Origin of the sequence: Bacillus sp. 22446 (assembly GCF_052044955.1) — a bacterium.
Classification (GTDB): domain Bacteria; phylum Bacillota; class Bacilli; order Bacillales; family Bacillaceae; genus Bacillus; species Bacillus altitudinis.
The window spans coordinates 43,083-57,229 of the sequence record NZ_JBQEOD010000001.1 but is presented as its reverse complement, the minus strand read 5'-3'; the positions used below and the strand labels follow the sequence as shown (position 1 = coordinate 57,229).

At 41.4% G+C, this 14,147-nt stretch carries 16 protein-coding genes; 12 read left to right on the top strand and 4 right to left on the bottom strand.

The annotated features are described in order from the left end of the window. The first annotated feature begins 138 nt into the window (after nt 1-138). From mmgD to prpB, 3 genes are read left to right on the top strand one after another with little or no spacing between them, the layout of a single operon-like run. Entirely contained in the window at nt 139-1,281 is a 1,143-nt protein-coding gene (gene mmgD / locus ACTJJD_RS00225) for a citrate synthase (protein ID WP_025207495.1), read from the top strand. Between the two features lie 2 nt (nt 1,282-1,283). Next, a complete protein-coding gene (locus ACTJJD_RS00220; RefSeq protein ID WP_440608012.1) occupies nt 1,284-2,720 on the top strand; it encodes a bifunctional 2-methylcitrate dehydratase/aconitate hydratase in 1,437 nt (478 codons plus the stop codon). Between the two features lie 12 nt (nt 2,721-2,732). Further along, nucleotides 2,733-3,650, top strand: a complete 918-nt coding sequence (prpB, locus tag ACTJJD_RS00215) for a methylisocitrate lyase (protein WP_440608011.1) — start codon at nt 2,733-2,735, stop codon at nt 3,648-3,650. Between the two features lie 34 nt (nt 3,651-3,684). Here prpB and ACTJJD_RS00210 read toward each other — a convergent pair whose 3' ends face one another. Both ACTJJD_RS00210 and ACTJJD_RS00205 read right to left on the bottom strand, forming a co-directional pair. Continuing rightward, complete coding sequence (locus tag ACTJJD_RS00210; RefSeq protein ID WP_017359484.1) at nt 3,685-4,347, bottom strand: lysozyme family protein; 663 nt, start codon at nt 4,345-4,347, stop codon at nt 3,685-3,687. A gap of 97 nt (nt 4,348-4,444) precedes the next feature. Then, a complete protein-coding gene (locus ACTJJD_RS00205) occupies nt 4,445-5,770 on the bottom strand; it encodes an APC family permease (RefSeq protein WP_072368369.1) in 1,326 nt (441 codons plus the stop codon). Nucleotides 5,771-5,957: 187 nt separating this feature from the next. Here ACTJJD_RS00205 and czrA point away from each other — a divergent pair, with 187 nt between their 5' ends. Next, complete coding sequence (gene czrA, locus ACTJJD_RS00200) at nt 5,958-6,287, top strand: Zn(II)-responsive metalloregulatory transcriptional repressor CzrA (protein ID WP_007500691.1); 330 nt, start codon at nt 5,958-5,960, stop codon at nt 6,285-6,287. A gap of 35 nt (nt 6,288-6,322) precedes the next feature. Here the strand turns inward: czrA and ACTJJD_RS00195 are convergent, their stop codons facing one another. Next, nucleotides 6,323-6,847, bottom strand: a complete 525-nt coding sequence (locus ACTJJD_RS00195) for a hypothetical protein (RefSeq protein WP_035391760.1) — start codon at nt 6,845-6,847, stop codon at nt 6,323-6,325. A 118-nt stretch (nt 6,848-6,965) separates the two neighbouring features. Between ACTJJD_RS00195 and ACTJJD_RS00190 the strand changes: the two genes are divergently transcribed. The 7 genes from ACTJJD_RS00190 to ACTJJD_RS00160 all read left to right on the top strand — a co-directional run bounded on the left by ACTJJD_RS00190 (nt 6,966) and on the right by ACTJJD_RS00160 (nt 12,972). After that, the gene (locus ACTJJD_RS00190; protein WP_046343770.1) at nt 6,966-7,889 is read left to right on the top strand and encodes a helix-turn-helix transcriptional regulator; all 924 of its coding nucleotides are present in this window, start codon (nt 6,966-6,968) and stop codon (nt 7,887-7,889) included. A gap of 53 nt (nt 7,890-7,942) precedes the next feature. Then, nucleotides 7,943-8,419: a GyrI-like domain-containing protein gene (locus ACTJJD_RS00185; RefSeq protein ID WP_007500687.1), complete on the top strand. Its 477-nt coding sequence runs from the start codon at nt 7,943-7,945 to the stop codon at nt 8,417-8,419. Nucleotides 8,420-8,457: 38 nt separating this feature from the next. Further along, entirely contained in the window at nt 8,458-9,177 is a 720-nt protein-coding gene (locus ACTJJD_RS00180; protein WP_440608010.1) for an MBL fold metallo-hydrolase, read from the top strand. A gap of 3 nt (nt 9,178-9,180) precedes the next feature. Beyond that, on the top strand, nt 9,181-9,753 hold the full coding sequence (locus tag ACTJJD_RS00175) for a TetR/AcrR family transcriptional regulator (protein ID WP_144740089.1): 573 nt from the start codon (nt 9,181-9,183) through the stop codon (nt 9,751-9,753). Nucleotides 9,754-9,904: 151 nt separating this feature from the next. After that, a complete protein-coding gene (locus ACTJJD_RS00170) occupies nt 9,905-10,786 on the top strand; it encodes a hypothetical protein (RefSeq protein ID WP_007500684.1) in 882 nt (293 codons plus the stop codon). After that, nucleotides 10,749-11,354: a DUF4166 domain-containing protein gene (locus ACTJJD_RS00165; protein WP_048002178.1), complete on the top strand. Its 606-nt coding sequence runs from the start codon at nt 10,749-10,751 to the stop codon at nt 11,352-11,354. The genes ACTJJD_RS00170 and ACTJJD_RS00165 overlap by 38 nt, the downstream gene beginning before the upstream one ends. After that, entirely contained in the window at nt 11,347-12,972 is a 1,626-nt protein-coding gene (locus tag ACTJJD_RS00160; protein WP_429625170.1) for a YndJ family protein, read from the top strand. The genes ACTJJD_RS00165 and ACTJJD_RS00160 overlap by 8 nt, the downstream gene beginning before the upstream one ends. On the opposite strand, the gene ACTJJD_RS00155 is transcribed toward ACTJJD_RS00160, so the two are convergent. Next, the gene (locus tag ACTJJD_RS00155) at nt 12,969-13,448 is read right to left on the bottom strand and encodes a hypothetical protein (protein ID WP_007500681.1); all 480 of its coding nucleotides are present in this window, start codon (nt 13,446-13,448) and stop codon (nt 12,969-12,971) included. The genes ACTJJD_RS00160 and ACTJJD_RS00155 overlap by 4 nt on opposite strands. Before the next feature lie 265 nt (nt 13,449-13,713). Between ACTJJD_RS00155 and csaA the strand changes: the two genes are divergently transcribed. Then, complete coding sequence (csaA, locus tag ACTJJD_RS00150; RefSeq protein ID WP_048002884.1) at nt 13,714-14,046, top strand: chaperone CsaA; 333 nt, start codon at nt 13,714-13,716, stop codon at nt 14,044-14,046. The last annotated feature ends 101 nt before the right edge of the window (nt 14,047-14,147 follow it).

Genomic DNA, 14,147 nt, shown 5'->3' with positions numbered 1-14,147 from the left:
ATTTACAAGATGAAGTGCTTTGGATAAAATGGGAATTGGGTATCCGACTTGCACGGTATCTTCCCACCTATAGAATCACATCATGTCTGGCCGTTTGCTCGTTTGGAGAACACAATTGAACGAAACGGGGGTTATATGATGACTGAACAATTGCAGTACAAACCGGGGCTTGAAGACATTGTGGCAAGTGAAACGTCAATTTCGTTCCTAGATGTCCAGCAAGAAGAAATTGTGATTCGCGGTTATGACCTCATCGAGCTGGCACAAAACAAGACGTACTTAGAAACAGCCTATCTGCTCATTTATGGAAGATTACCAGATGCAATGGAATATCACCAATTTCAGCAAGATATTTCCTCACAAACAAGCTTACATCCAACCATTCAAACCATTTTGACAAAACTGCCAAAAACCACTCACCCAATGGATGCCATGAGAACGTGTTTATCTGCTCTTGCAGGGTACGATGAACAACTGAATGATCGATCAGAAGCATGCCAACAAGCGCGTGCCGTTCGATTACTTGGCCAGCTTCCAGCGATTGTTGCGGGAAGCTATCATATTCTCACACAAGACACCACACCTACTCCAGACCAGACCAAATCCTACACTGAAAACTTTCTAGCGATGTTAACAGGCCGCACTCCGGCACAAGACGAAATCAAAGCATTTGACCAAACGCTCACGCTTTATAGTGAGCATGAGCTGCCGAATTCAACATTTGCAGCAAGAGTCATTGCATCTACTCATTCTGACATGTATGGTGCTTTTACTGGAGCGATTTCTTCATTAAAAGGTGACTTACACGGAGGCGCAAACGAAGCAGTCATGCACATGCTGCTCGAAGGCAAAACAACAGAAGGTTTCCTTGCGCTCATCGAACGTAAATTAGCCGCAAAAGAAAAAATGATGGGCTTTGGACACCGGGTATATATGAGAAAAATGGACCCAAGAGCGGCACTTTTAAAACGATCGTTGAAAACGCTTACCGAATCAAAAGGAGACACGACGCTTTATGACATGTGCGTCGCAGGCGAGGCATACATGAAAGAAAAGAAAAACCTCTATCCAAACCTTGATTATTACGCAGCACCTATTTATTACGTGCTCGGTATTCCTATTTCACTTTATACACCGATTTTTTTTGCTGCGAGAGCAAGCGGATTAGCAGCGCATGTCATCGAGCAGCATTCACACAATCGGATTTTTAGACCGAGAGTAAGGTATTTAGGACCAAGAGGATTAAAAGTCTCAAATGATGATGGAAAAACGGGGGAATGAAGATGAATAAAACAGCAGTAGCCAATCAAACAGATCAACTATTAGAAGATATCGCAGCCTATGCCGTGGATGGAGAAATTACGAGCAAAGAGGCCATTGAAACAGCTCGGTATGTACTCATGGATACACTCGGCTGCGGAATGCTGGCGCTCAACTTTCCAGAATGCACGAAGCATCTTGGACCCATCGTACCTGGAACTGTTGTCCCTAACGGAGCAAGAGTGCCCGGCACTTCATTTGTATTAGATCCTGTTCAAGCGGCGTTTAATATAGGATGTATGATCCGCTGGTTAGATTATAATGACACGTGGCTTGCACAGGAGTGGGGGCATCCCTCAGATAACCTAGGCGGGATATTGGCTGTAAGCGATTATATCAGCAGAACACGCCTTGCAAACGGAGAAGAGCCGCTAACGATGAATGACGTACTGCATGCGATTGTAAAGGCACATGAAATACAAGGTGTGCTTGCTTTAGAAAATTGTTTGAATCGAAATGGTTTGGATCATGTTCTTTTTGTCAAGGTGGCATCAAGTGCAGTCGTTTGTGCAATGCTTGGCGGAACGAAAGAAGATGTGCAGCATGTGTTATCACAAGCATTTGTGGATAATTCACCGCTTAGAACGTACCGGCATGCCCCGAACACAGGATCAAGGAAATCGTGGGCAGCAGGGGATGCCACAAGCCGTGCGGTGAGACTAGCGATGATGACATTGAAAGGAGAAATGGGCTATCAAACGCCCCTCAGTGCAGAAAAGTGGGGATTTGAAGACGTGTTAATGAAAGGAAAACCACTCACACTTGCCCAGCCGCTCGGGTCATATGTGATCGAAAATGTACTCTTTAAAATTGCTTATCCAGCAGAATTTCATGCGCAAACTGCCGCTGAGGCCGCTGTCATTCTACATGACGCGGTAAAAGACCGTTTAGATGAGATTGACAGGATTGAGATTACGACACATGAATCAGCCATTCGAATTATTGATAAAAAAGGACCGCTTTACAACCCGGCAGACCGTGATCATTGCTTGCAGTATATTACGGCCATTGGGTTAATCTATGGTGAGCTGACCGCTGATCATTATGAAGAAGAAACGGCGCAGAATCCGCTCATTGACCGTTTGCGTGATCAAATGATCGTGAAAGAAGATAAAAGGTATACAGAAGACTATTTAGATCCGAAAAAGAGATCAATTGCAAACTGTGTTCAAATCTTCTTTAAAGACGGAACGATGACAGATCGAATCGAAATTGAATATCCGCTTGGTCATCGTAGAAGAAGGCAGGAAGGGATCCCGCTGCTTGAAAAGAAATGGGTATATCATTTGAAAACGAGATTTCCACAAAAACAAGTCGATCAAATTTTTTCACTTTGTCAAAATCCAAATCAATTAAAAACAACGACAGTACCAGCATTTATGGATTTATTTGTCATATAAGGGGGAGCTAGTGTGTGGATCGTGAATGATGAAGTAAATCAAGCTGACTTAGCCGCAGCTTTTAAAGAGCAAATGCACAAATCCGCTTTATTTCAAATTCCAGGCGTTCACGATGGAATGTCTGCGCTCTATGCGAGGAAAATGGGATTTCAAGGGCTTTATTTATCGGGTGCCGCTTTTTGCGCAAGCAAAGGGCTTCCTGACCTCGGTATGATTCATTCCACTGAAATGGCGGAAAAGGCAAAGGAAATCATTCGAGCTTCTCAGCTGCCTCTTTTGGTTGATATGGATACTGGCTATGGCGGGGTATTAAATGCAGCCAGGGCAGCAAAAGAAATGGTGGAGAGCAAGGTAGCGGCTGTTCAAATTGAAGATCAGCAAATGCCGAAGAAATGCGGACATTTAAACGGAAAATCACTCGTTTCTGTAGAAGAAATGATGGCGAAAATCAAAGCGATCAAACGAGCGGCACCTACACTTCTCGTCATCGCAAGAACGGATGCGAAGTCAGTAAACGGGATGGAGGATGTCATTCACCGGGCGAATCTCTATCTAGAAGCAGGAGCAGATGCCATTTTTCCTGAGGCGCTGATCACAGCAGAAGATTTCACGTATGCTTCAAACAATATAAAAGGGCCGCTTCTTGCAAACATGACGGAGTTTGGAAAAACACCTTATTATCATGCAGACGAATTTTCTATGTTTGGCTTTCAAATGGTGATTTATCCAGTGACATCCCTGAGAGTTGCTGCAAAAGCGTATGAGCGTTTATTTACAGAGATTAAAGAAAAGGGGACGCAGCAGGGAATGCTGGAGGACATGCAAACGAGAAAAGAGCTATATGAAACGATTCATTATGATGAATATGAAGAAATGGATCAGCATTTAGCCAAAACGATCCTGCCGGAAATCGGGAAAGAGCATTCATAAAATGAAAAGCACTTCCGTTTAGGAAGTGCTTTTTTTACGATGATGGTGTGGATGATGAAGCCAATTTCATCTTTTCTTCAACTGTTTTCGTTTTTTCTTTTACTTTTTCAGCATAAGTGAAATCACCGTAGCAATACGGATAGCGGAAGTTATCTTTATCGCCCCCGCATGTATAGACTTCAGGGTTTCGCTTCACTTGCTTTTTGGAGTATTGCTTTGCCAATTTTTCGGAATGTTTTCCCCCGTTTTTTGCAACAAAATCAATATAGCCGATTCCCATGTTATAGCTTTGAATAATGGTTTCCAAATCAACGCCTTTTTTCTTCCCATGCTTGTACATAGTCGAAAAATGATGGACTCCTTGTTTAATGCTTTTCTGAGGGTCATTGATTTCATTTCGTTTCAAACCAAGAGATTCAGAGGACTGCATTGGATCTCCGCCTCTGCCTTTTGATTCTTGATACATCATACCGAGAATTAACGCGGTATATTGATCTAAATCTTGATCTCTTAACTCTGTTTCTACAAGCGGTTTGTAATCATCCAATCTCGACAAAACAATTGATTCCGTATCAATCGGCAGCTTTTTTAACTCCTTTTGATTAAAGGAAATGACAATGGCCGCTAATACGCAAACAAACAGAAAAATCGTGAAACAGCCTGAAATGGCAAAACATCCTGTTTTTTTCTTTTTCAAGGTCAGTTCACCCCTGTTTTGCCCCGCTTTTAAAAGGGAAGTACAGCCTTTATATTATGCCATATCCTGCACAGGATACCAAGTGAAAACCTTATATTCAATCATAGCCAAACGTAAATTCTGTTCTTGTTTTCAGTCTATAGCAGAAATAAACAAAACCGATCATGAGCCACACCATGCCGATGATTAATGCATTTGTACTGATGCTTGTTAAGAGCCAAATACAAAAAGCCGTTCCGCAAAGAGGGATGATGGCATACCTCAGTGTGTTTAATACACCTCTTTGTTTTTGTTTGATGAAATAGTAAGCGAAAACAGACAAGTTAACAAACGTAAATCCAATTAATGCCCCGAAGCTGATAAACGAGTAAATGACCTCAAGCTCACCAATAACTGCGGTTAACGAAAAAACACCAATTAATAAAATATTAAATACAGGCGTTTTCAATGTTGGGTGAATATAACCGAAGAAACGCTTTGGTAATGATTGATCTCTTCCCATCGCATACAAGAGTCTTGCGGCACTCGCATGTGATGATAGGGAGGAAGAGATGACAGCGACCATGGTGCCGGCTAAAAAGAATGAGTGGAGAAACGCTCCGCCCACAAATTCCGCAATTTCAAGTGATGCCGCATCTGGATGCTTGAACTGTTGAAAATTTGGAAACACCTGCTGTAAAAAATAAGAGGTGAGGGTAAACAGCACACCTCCAATAGCGACCGTTAAAAATATAGCGAGAGGAATCGTTCTTTTTGGTTTAATTGTTTCCTCAGACATGGTCGAAATCGCATCAAATCCTAGAAAAGAAAAACATAAAATCGTTGCGCCGGAAAAAATAAGGGCGGGATCTAAGCTTGCTGAATAAAACGGACGGGTTGACAGTATCTCTCCCGTGCCTGCATGCTGCGTGAGCCCATAAATAATAAACCCAACAAATGTAACAGCGACAATCACCTGAAAGGTCACAAATAGCGCTGTAATGTTGGCTGTAAGACGTATACCGATTACATTGACAGTCGTTATGGCGATAGCAAGTATGATGATCCAAATGTAATGAGGTACATCAGGAAAGGCTGCGGTTAAATATGCACTTCCGATTGCAAAATTCACCATAGGCAAAAATAAATAGTCTAGCAATAGTGTCCAGCCTACAAGGAAGCCGACGTGAGGATGAATACTTTTTTGCGCGTATGTATATGCAGATCCTGCTTTTGGAAAAGCCTTCACCATATTCCCATAGCTAAGCGCTGTCAATAGTAATGCCAGTAAAGTAAAGATATAAGCTGCAGCAACGTGTCCTTTCGTCAGCTGAGCAACAATGCCGTATGAATCAAATACGACAAGTGGGTCCATATAAGCAAGCCCGATCACAACAAGCGGAAAAACAGTCAGGCTGCGTTTTAGTCTTGGCTCTTCAGTCAATTTGCCTATCAGCTCCTCTAAAAAAATGAATAAATAATGCTCATTTTAAAAAGAATGCTACCACGTGTCAATGCTATTTGAATAAATCTTTTTTCAAAAGGTGTGGAAGCTTTGCATGCTACACGTTTTGGTATATGATGATACATAGAATAAGTCGTGAGTTGACTGACAAGAAAGGTGAAGCGAAATGAAGGAAGAACTGAATACAAATCAAGAACAGGAACGGATGGAGCTGGACGAAGAAAGTCTATTTCTTGTCTCCCAAACATTTAAAGCCTTATCTGATCCGACGCGTATTCGTATTCTGCATTTGCTGTCTCAAGGTGAACATTCAGTAAATGATATAGCAGAAACACTAAACCTTATGCAATCAACCGTATCTCATCAGCTGCGCTTTTTAAAAAATCTTCGTCTCGTGAAATCTAGACGAGCAGGGACCTCGATTTTTTACAGTCCTGAAGATCAGCATGTGATGGAAGTGCTTGAACAAATGATACACCATGCACAGCATGATTGAGAAAAAACCTTCCTACTTTTATATAGGAAGGTTTTTTATGCATGATGTACTTGGGTTGATCGTTTATTTGCTTTCATCATTTGATAAGAAAACACAATATAGTAAGCCGCTAGAAGGAAAAAGCTGAGTATTGTCAGCGCATCATCGCTGACAATATGCTGATACAATTCAACGATATCCATTTTGGTGATCGCATGTGTTGTCAGATTGACCGATTTAAATGCTAGCCTAGATAAAAACAAACATAAAATAAAGCTTTCAATCCATTTACTTGTTTTCATATACAGCCGGCCATTTTCTAATTTCATCTGAATCGTCTGATAGGCGTGAACGGCGAGACTGCTCCCGAAGATCATGCCAATGACGGCATAGATAAAAATACTGTGATTTTGCCATCCTTCTGATAAGAGAATAAGGGCAGTGAGACTAAATACATACATTCTCATGAAAAGATTTACCGGGCGCACAAGCTGATAGCGTCTCATTCGATTCATTCGAATGATGATCCAGACGAGCATGACGATCCCGATCATGAACAACTGCCATACGTGATGTGTCATGATGCAACCTCCTCCTGCACAGGCAGGGATGTAAACGAATGCTGGCTGTTACTTATCATTACCATTCTTTCTTTTTTTATCAAATCAAAACCTATATTTATGAAAAAGAGGAAAAGTCATGAAAATCGATCGCATTTTGTCCATTGTGATGATACTGATTAGCAAACGGCAAGTACAGGCGAAAGACCTCGCTGAACTACATGAAGTGAGCGTAAGAACCATATACCGTGACATTGATACGATTAATCAAGCGGGGATTCCAGTTGTCACAAAACAAGGCGCAGGGGGTGGAATTTCACTCGTTGACGACTATCGTCTAGAGAAAAAATTATTCACCGATGATGATATTGAACTGATTTTAACAGCTCTTGAAAGCATTACGAGTGCATACACCTTTAAAGAAAGTGAACATGTACTAAAGAAAATGAAATCCCTGATCCCGCCTCAAAATGAGAAACAGCAACATGTCTTTATTGATTTAAGCTCTTGGGGGAAAGACAGCTACTTAGAAAAGAAGCTCCAGCTCATTCATACCGCTGCCTCAGCGCATCAATATATCCAGTTCACCTATCGCAATGCAAAAGGCGAAACACTTCCTAGAAAAGTAGAGCCTTATACACTTGTCTTAAAAGGAAGACACTGGTATTTGTATGCGTATTGCTGCGTGAAAAAAGCGTTTCGCCTGTTTAAACTCAAAAGAATGTCAGACCTTATCACGCATTCAGTATCTTTTCTTCCTAAACGAATAAAAAATGAAGACAAGCCTTGGAATGATTCTTGGCATGAAGAACCTTCCGTCAGTACACTAACGCTCAGGTTGACTCAAGATTCTGTTGGTAAAGTGAAGGAATGGATAGATGAAAATGAATTCACCGTATGTGCAGATGGTACGTATCTTGCCACAATCACTTTGCCTCAGGATGATTGGTTATATAGCTTTCTTTTTTATTTAGGGCCAGATGTCGAGATTGTCTCTCCGCTATCCGTTCGGGAAGCATTTGATCTAAAGTTGAAACAATTTCAAAAACCAAAAGGAACTTGACACAATGTTGTCAGGTTTCTTTTTATATGATGGAAAAAAGGAGATGAGAATGTATGTACGATATCGTGATTTTACAGAAACAATGGATCAAGGGATTATCTGTTCGAACAACAAATGAAATGGAGCAAACAAACGAGCGGAAGATTGCACCGCTTTGGCAGCAATTTTTCACGCAGCAGCTCGACGGGGGCCATGCGCCAGTCATAGGGCTGTATTCAGATTATGAAAAGGATGAAAATGGCGCTTATTTGTTCACAGCGGGGCAATTGGTTGACCAGCAGCTAGCACAAGATGCAAAAGAGATTCCAGGCTCCACCTACGCAAGATTTCAAACGAGAAAGGGCCCGATTGAAGAGGTTGTGTTTGAAACATGGCAGCAGATTTGGAGCTGGGAACAGCGTCACTTGCGAACATATACTGGCGATTTTGAATGGTACGACGAACGATCGATTGATCCAAAACAAGCACAAATTGATATTTATATAGCAGTCGATGAAAAAATAGTTGCTAAAACTAATGGTATTAGTTAATATAAAACTAACGACATTAGTTTTAGGGGGAAAACAAGATGAGATTGACAACATTTGACCGTTTGCACCAGCTTACACTCATGCCACGTATCTTTCCGGTAAATTGTTATGTATTTGAGGAAGAGAATGAACTCATCTTAATTGATGCAGCTTTGAAAATGGCAGCAAGCTCGATAATTGAATTTGCACATCAATTAAACAAACCCATTAACAAAATTATTCTGACTCATAGTCATATGGATCATATTGGCGCACTAGATGAAGTGAAAAAGGCTTTTCCGGAGGCAGTTGTTTATTTATCGAAACGAGATGCTCGCCTGTTTGCTGGCGATTTCTCTTTACTTCCTGGTGAGCCAGAGAATAAAGTCAAAGGCAGTTTTTCAAAAGACATTCACACAAAACCAGACGTGCTTGTTGAAGAAGGGGACGAGATTGGGTCCCTGAAAGTCATTGCCACACCAGGACATACACCAGGAAGCATCTCTTTATACGATGAAAAGTCAGGGGTTGTCATTGCGGGTGATGCAGTTGTGACAAAAGGCGGTTTATTTGTAACGGGTGAGTTTCGCTTGACCTTCCCATTCCCGGCTTTTGCCACTTGGGATGCAGAAACAGCACTAAAAAGCGCTGAAAAATTACTGGCACTTCGCTTGTCTTGTCTCGCAGCAGGACATGGTGATCTCATCATAGAGCCTGAGGCAAAGCTCAGAGCCGCTATCGAAAAAAGGAAGCATCAGCTACAAAAGGGAGGACAGTAAGCCATGTCTCCAAGAATGGGTATCACACAAGAAAAAATTGTTGAATCTGCCGTCGAATTTGTCGATGAAGAGGGCTTTTCCGCTTTGACCATTGCTACATTGTCCAAACGGCTTAACATCAGACCACCATCTCTTTACAACCATATATCCGGTCTTCATGAAATACAGGCAGCTCTTGCTGTTAAGGGGCTGACAATGCTTTGTGAGGCCGGCAAACAAGTTACAGCGGGGCTGGAAAAAGAAGATGCTGTTTTAGCATTTGCAAGTCAATATGTTCAATTTGTTCGTCAGCATCCCGGTCTTTATGAGGCTGCTTTTTCACATATGAATGAAAAAGAAGTCAGTGTGGTTGCAGAGAATCTTGCTGATCTTGTCCAATCCATCATGTCTCGTTTTGGTGTAAAAGAAGAGGACATGACGCATGTCGTCAGAGGGCTTAGAAGCTTACTGCACGGCTTTGGAGATATTTCAAACAAAAAAGGATTTCAACGGAAAGAACAGCTTGAAGATAGTGTGAGCTATGCGGTCCGTCTTTATATTGCAGGCATCAAAGAGCAAGAAGATCTGTCTCATTGACAGGTCTTTTTTATGTATCGAACCGATTTGATGAAGGAGATGTAAACAAATCAAAACATTTTTTGGGCAAAAAACCAATAAAGATTTGACAGTTTTGTGAAACATGGTATGCTTATTATGTGAAATAATTCACATAGAGGAGTAGAGGCAGATGAAAAGAAAGCCTGTTTATGTGGAAACAACCATTCAAGCACCTATTGAAAAAGTATGGGAGTATACGCAAAATCCAAAGCTTCATGAACAATGGGATTTGCGATTTTCGACCATTTCATTAAATGGACCTAGTGATGAACAGCCCCAATCCTTTTTGTATGAGAAACACCTTGGATTTGGCATTAGTGTAACTGGGACAGGAGCGTATCGAACGAGCGTGAAGGATGAGCGTCATGAAAGAGCATCCTCACTTCAATTTAAATCATCACACCCTTTGTCTTTCATCAAAGAAGGCGGAGGGTATTGGAAATACATGAAAACGAATGATCACATTGTGTTTCAAACGCAATTTGATTATGAAACAAAGGAAGGAAAAGGGTGGAAATGGGCAGACCGGTTCTTTTTTCGGCCAATGATGGGGTTTATGACTGCCTTTAGCTTTGGCGCATTAAAGACGTGGCTTGAAAAGGGAACGCATCCCCGTTTGCTTCTAGAGAGAACACTTGCCCATTATGGCATTTGTTTGTTGTTTGCCATCGTCTGGTTATGTCAAGCGATCATTCCTTTTTCACCTTCTGCTTTTGATCATAGCACCGGATTTCGATTGTTTTATGCGCTATTAGGTGTATCATGGCTCATGCCTAAACTGCCAAAAAAATATATATTCATCCTTCAAAGCATCTTTCTGCTACTGATGCTTGGTATAGGGATTTTATCGCCAGAAACGACTCTGCACGAGCCGCTGGTGCTGAGTGCATTTTTCATTTTATCCGTTGCAGGAATGATCAATTTAAAAGATTGTGTAGATGTGTTTTCGATCAAACGAAAAAGGGGAGGTAGACATGGTCGTTCATCATCATCAAGTAAAGGACTACGATAAGCTGCATCCAACATTAAAAGAACGTTATAACCGCGCGTTTACGGCCGAAGGCATCATGGAGGAAATAGGAGGCGGGACAAAGCTCATCCGATTGTTATTCAAAATCGGTCCATTGTTTCGCTGTTTTTTTCCTGAAAGAGGGCGAAATATTCCCTTCCAAATTGTGAACAAGCCTTTTACGACAAGTAAGGGAGAAGAAGGGATGCACTGGTTTCGAACGTTCTATTTTCCTGACAAGGAAAGACATTTTGATGCAGATATGATCATTGATCAGAAGAGCCATCAAGTACTAGACTACTTTGGAAAACCTAGGCTTCTTGTGTCAGAGCTTCATTTTACAGTCACGGAAAAAGGATTCTTGCACATTCAATCAGGTAAGCAAAAGTTTTTGCTGTTTGGGCGGGAGTGGCCGCTCCCTTCTTGGCTTTATGGTGAATCTGATGTAACAGAAGGGTACGATGAGCGTGCAGGTGAGTATACGATTGATGTTCAAGTGAAAAATCGCCTTTTTGGCACTCTTTTTACGTATAAGGGCCGGTTTACGGAAAGGGTGTCATCTCATGAATAAATGGCATTTGATGTGTAGCATCGTGTTGATGGCTTGCTTTCTCCTTACACGTTTGACGACAGCTCCCATACCAGAATTTTTTGTTTTGATTGCGATTTTATTTTTTCTTCCCGCTTTCTTACACTTTTTTTATCAGGAAGAGAAGAAACGGCAGCAGAAGGGGCTGATCGGCTTCATAATGAAAGCCTTTCCAGTAGCAGCTCTATGTGCAACAGGCGCATTCATTTATCATTCTCTTTGGCTTGCATTGGGATGGCTTTTCTTTACAATGATTCTGGCTTTATTTGGTTTCACCCGTTTGCTGAAAAGAGGAGCCCATCCGCTTCATGAGCTGATGATCGATGGCGCATGTATGTATATCGCTCTAGGTGGGCTTTGGTTCTGGCTGTACATAGCAGATATACAAGTGATGACATTTTCACCGATGATTGTTCTTTTGACCGCTATTCATTTTCATTATTCGGCTTTTTTTATCCCAATCTTTTATGGCTTATTAGGAAGGCAGCGGAAAAAAGAGACGACGCTATACAAAGTGGGTGGCTGGGTTATTTTATTGTCGCCAGTGATGATTGCTGTGGGAATCAGCTATTCTCGCCTGTTTGATACGTTCAGCGTCGTTCTTTATGTGATCGCACTTTATTTGTATGGAATTTTATGTATGACAACTTCTTTTCGTTCAACTGTCGCAAAAGGGTTCGTTGTGTTTTCTAGCATCATGTTAATGGGAACCATCGTCCTATCATTCCTTTATTCTACCGGAATGCTTTTACATGTTACCTACATCAGCATGGATCAAATGATTTGGTTTCATGGCAGTATCAATGCAAGTTTGGTTATTTTACCAGGCCTCATTGGATGGTTGATTGAAAGACCAGCTGATCGATTGAAACAGAAGGATTTTCCGGTATCGAGAGTTCACGGTCGTTTTCAGATCATGTCTTTTCAACATGACCACTTGCAGCATGATGAGAAGATTGGTTTAGTCGATTCTCTTGACCAATTAAATGGAAAGGCATTTTCAGCAGAGAGTGTGTCACCTGTTATTCGCAGATTTTATGAAGACCCGATGTCCTTTACGTTAAAAGCAGCCGTCTGTTTTCATTGGTGGGTAAGGCCGTTTGTCTTTTTGCTTCAACCTGTTTTTAGACAACTAGGACAGCTCTATTTAGGGTCATCACGAATGCCATATGAAATGTCGGGGAGTCTTTCAAGATTTCAACATCCTCTTGAAGAAAGGGAGAATGTACGTGTGTGGGTCAGGCGCAATGAGAAAGGCGAGCAAGTCTTTTATGCGCTCTATGCTCAGCACCATGATGAAGAGACAGTCTATATGAATATTGCTTTGCCGCTTCCTTTTTCACAGCTTACGGCAATTTTAAAACCTTTGAATGAAAAGGAAGATTTTCTATTAAAAAGTAAAAGTCCAAAAGGCAGTACGGGTGATGAAGGATTGTATTTGCATACGTCTTTCATCACCATGAAACTGCCAATGGAAGAAAGCTTTCATATGAAAGCAGAGACGGAAAAAAGTCTCACAGCGATTCATCAAATGAAGCTATTCGGTATTCCTTTTTTAACGATTCAGTATCAAATCGACAGTGAAAGCCACTCATCTTAGTCAATGATGTCGCATGGTTCACCGTGACGAATGATGTTCACAATCGCTTGCCCATCACTCGGATGATGATCTGCATACTGTACTGGCAGTAAAGCAAAAAATACATAGTAGACTGAGAAGTAAGCAAATTGATAGAAAAATTGATGTTCTGGCAGGAAATCGTTGGCGATCATTGTGTTCAATATAAGAACACTGAGCAGGTTGCATAATGATCCGCCTAAGTAGACAAGAATGTGTGAGAAACGGTTATTTCTCCTCATTTCTTCATAGTGGCAAAATGCATCAAGAAAATAGATTCTTCTAATTTCAACGACGCCTATTTTCAATACTTTTTTGCCTCGGCCAAGCGCAAACGAAACCTTTGCTCCAAACAGCCATGCGACCACAATATGGCCCAGCTGATGCAAGATGGCAACGATAGGAAGAATGACGAAAAACGACCAGCAAAACGTCCACATATCCGATAATGTAAACAAGTGTTAACCCTCCCTGAAATATTCGAGAGGAAGCAGTAGGATTATTTGCCATTTTACCGAATTCATTTTCATGATGCAAACATTTAATAGACTACTATAAAATGATTATGTAGACTAAAAAAATTTCAATCAATAGGCTTTTTAACCCTTTCTTTTAGAAGAGTAGGGTGTGCTACAATTAAGAAATTAGTGGAAGACAAGTGGTCATCTAGCAGAAGAAAAATGTGACCTTTTTTATGAAAGATTGAAAGGGAGAGAGATTCTAATGGCAGATATTGAACAGTTTTTAGCGTTAGACATTCGTGTTGGGACGATAGTAGAAGCAGAGTTCTTTGCAGAAGCGAGAGTGCCTGCTTTCAAGCTGAAGATTGACTTTGGGGATGAGATTGGCATAAAACAATCTAGTGCACAGCTGACAAAACGATATCGGGCTGAGAATCTCACTGGGAAACAAATTATTGCAGTGGTCAATTTCCCGCCAAGAAGAATTGCCGGGTTTAAATCAGAGGTGCTTGTCTTAGGAGGCATGCCGTCAAAAGAAGACGTTGTCCTGCTTGCCACCGATGAGCCGGTTGAAAATGGCACCAAAATAGGGTAAGAAAAAAGACATCTTCATCAGAAGATGTCTTTTGCGTATTGAGGCGGAATAACCACACGCCACATTCGTGTGTGTCTCAAAGAGACGTGTTACCCGACTTA

Excerpts from the sequence above, each read along its gene's own strand:
- mmgD (WP_025207495.1), top strand. The coding sequence starts at position 139 with ATGACTGAACAATTGCAGTACAAACCGGGGCTTGAAGACATTGTGGCA.
- ACTJJD_RS00220 (WP_440608012.1), top strand. The coding sequence starts at position 1,284 with ATGAATAAAACAGCAGTAGCCAATCAAACAGATCAACTATTAGAAGAT.
- czrA (WP_007500691.1), top strand. The coding sequence starts at position 5,958 with ATGAAGGAAGAACTGAATACAAATCAAGAACAGGAACGGATGGAGCTG.
- ACTJJD_RS00195 (WP_035391760.1), bottom strand. The coding sequence starts at position 6,847 with ATGACACATCACGTATGGCAGTTGTTCATGATCGGGATCGTCATGCTC.
- ACTJJD_RS00190 (WP_046343770.1), top strand. The coding sequence starts at position 6,966 with ATGAAAATCGATCGCATTTTGTCCATTGTGATGATACTGATTAGCAAA.
- ACTJJD_RS00185 (WP_007500687.1), top strand. The coding sequence starts at position 7,943 with ATGTACGATATCGTGATTTTACAGAAACAATGGATCAAGGGATTATCT.
- ACTJJD_RS00180 (WP_440608010.1), top strand. The coding sequence starts at position 8,458 with ATGAGATTGACAACATTTGACCGTTTGCACCAGCTTACACTCATGCCA.
- ACTJJD_RS00175 (WP_144740089.1), top strand. The coding sequence starts at position 9,181 with ATGTCTCCAAGAATGGGTATCACACAAGAAAAAATTGTTGAATCTGCC.
- ACTJJD_RS00170 (WP_007500684.1), top strand. The coding sequence starts at position 9,905 with ATGAAAAGAAAGCCTGTTTATGTGGAAACAACCATTCAAGCACCTATT.
- ACTJJD_RS00165 (WP_048002178.1), top strand. The coding sequence starts at position 10,749 with ATGGTCGTTCATCATCATCAAGTAAAGGACTACGATAAGCTGCATCCA.
- ACTJJD_RS00160 (WP_429625170.1), top strand. The coding sequence starts at position 11,347 with ATGAATAAATGGCATTTGATGTGTAGCATCGTGTTGATGGCTTGCTTT.
- csaA (WP_048002884.1), top strand. The coding sequence starts at position 13,714 with ATGGCAGATATTGAACAGTTTTTAGCGTTAGACATTCGTGTTGGGACG.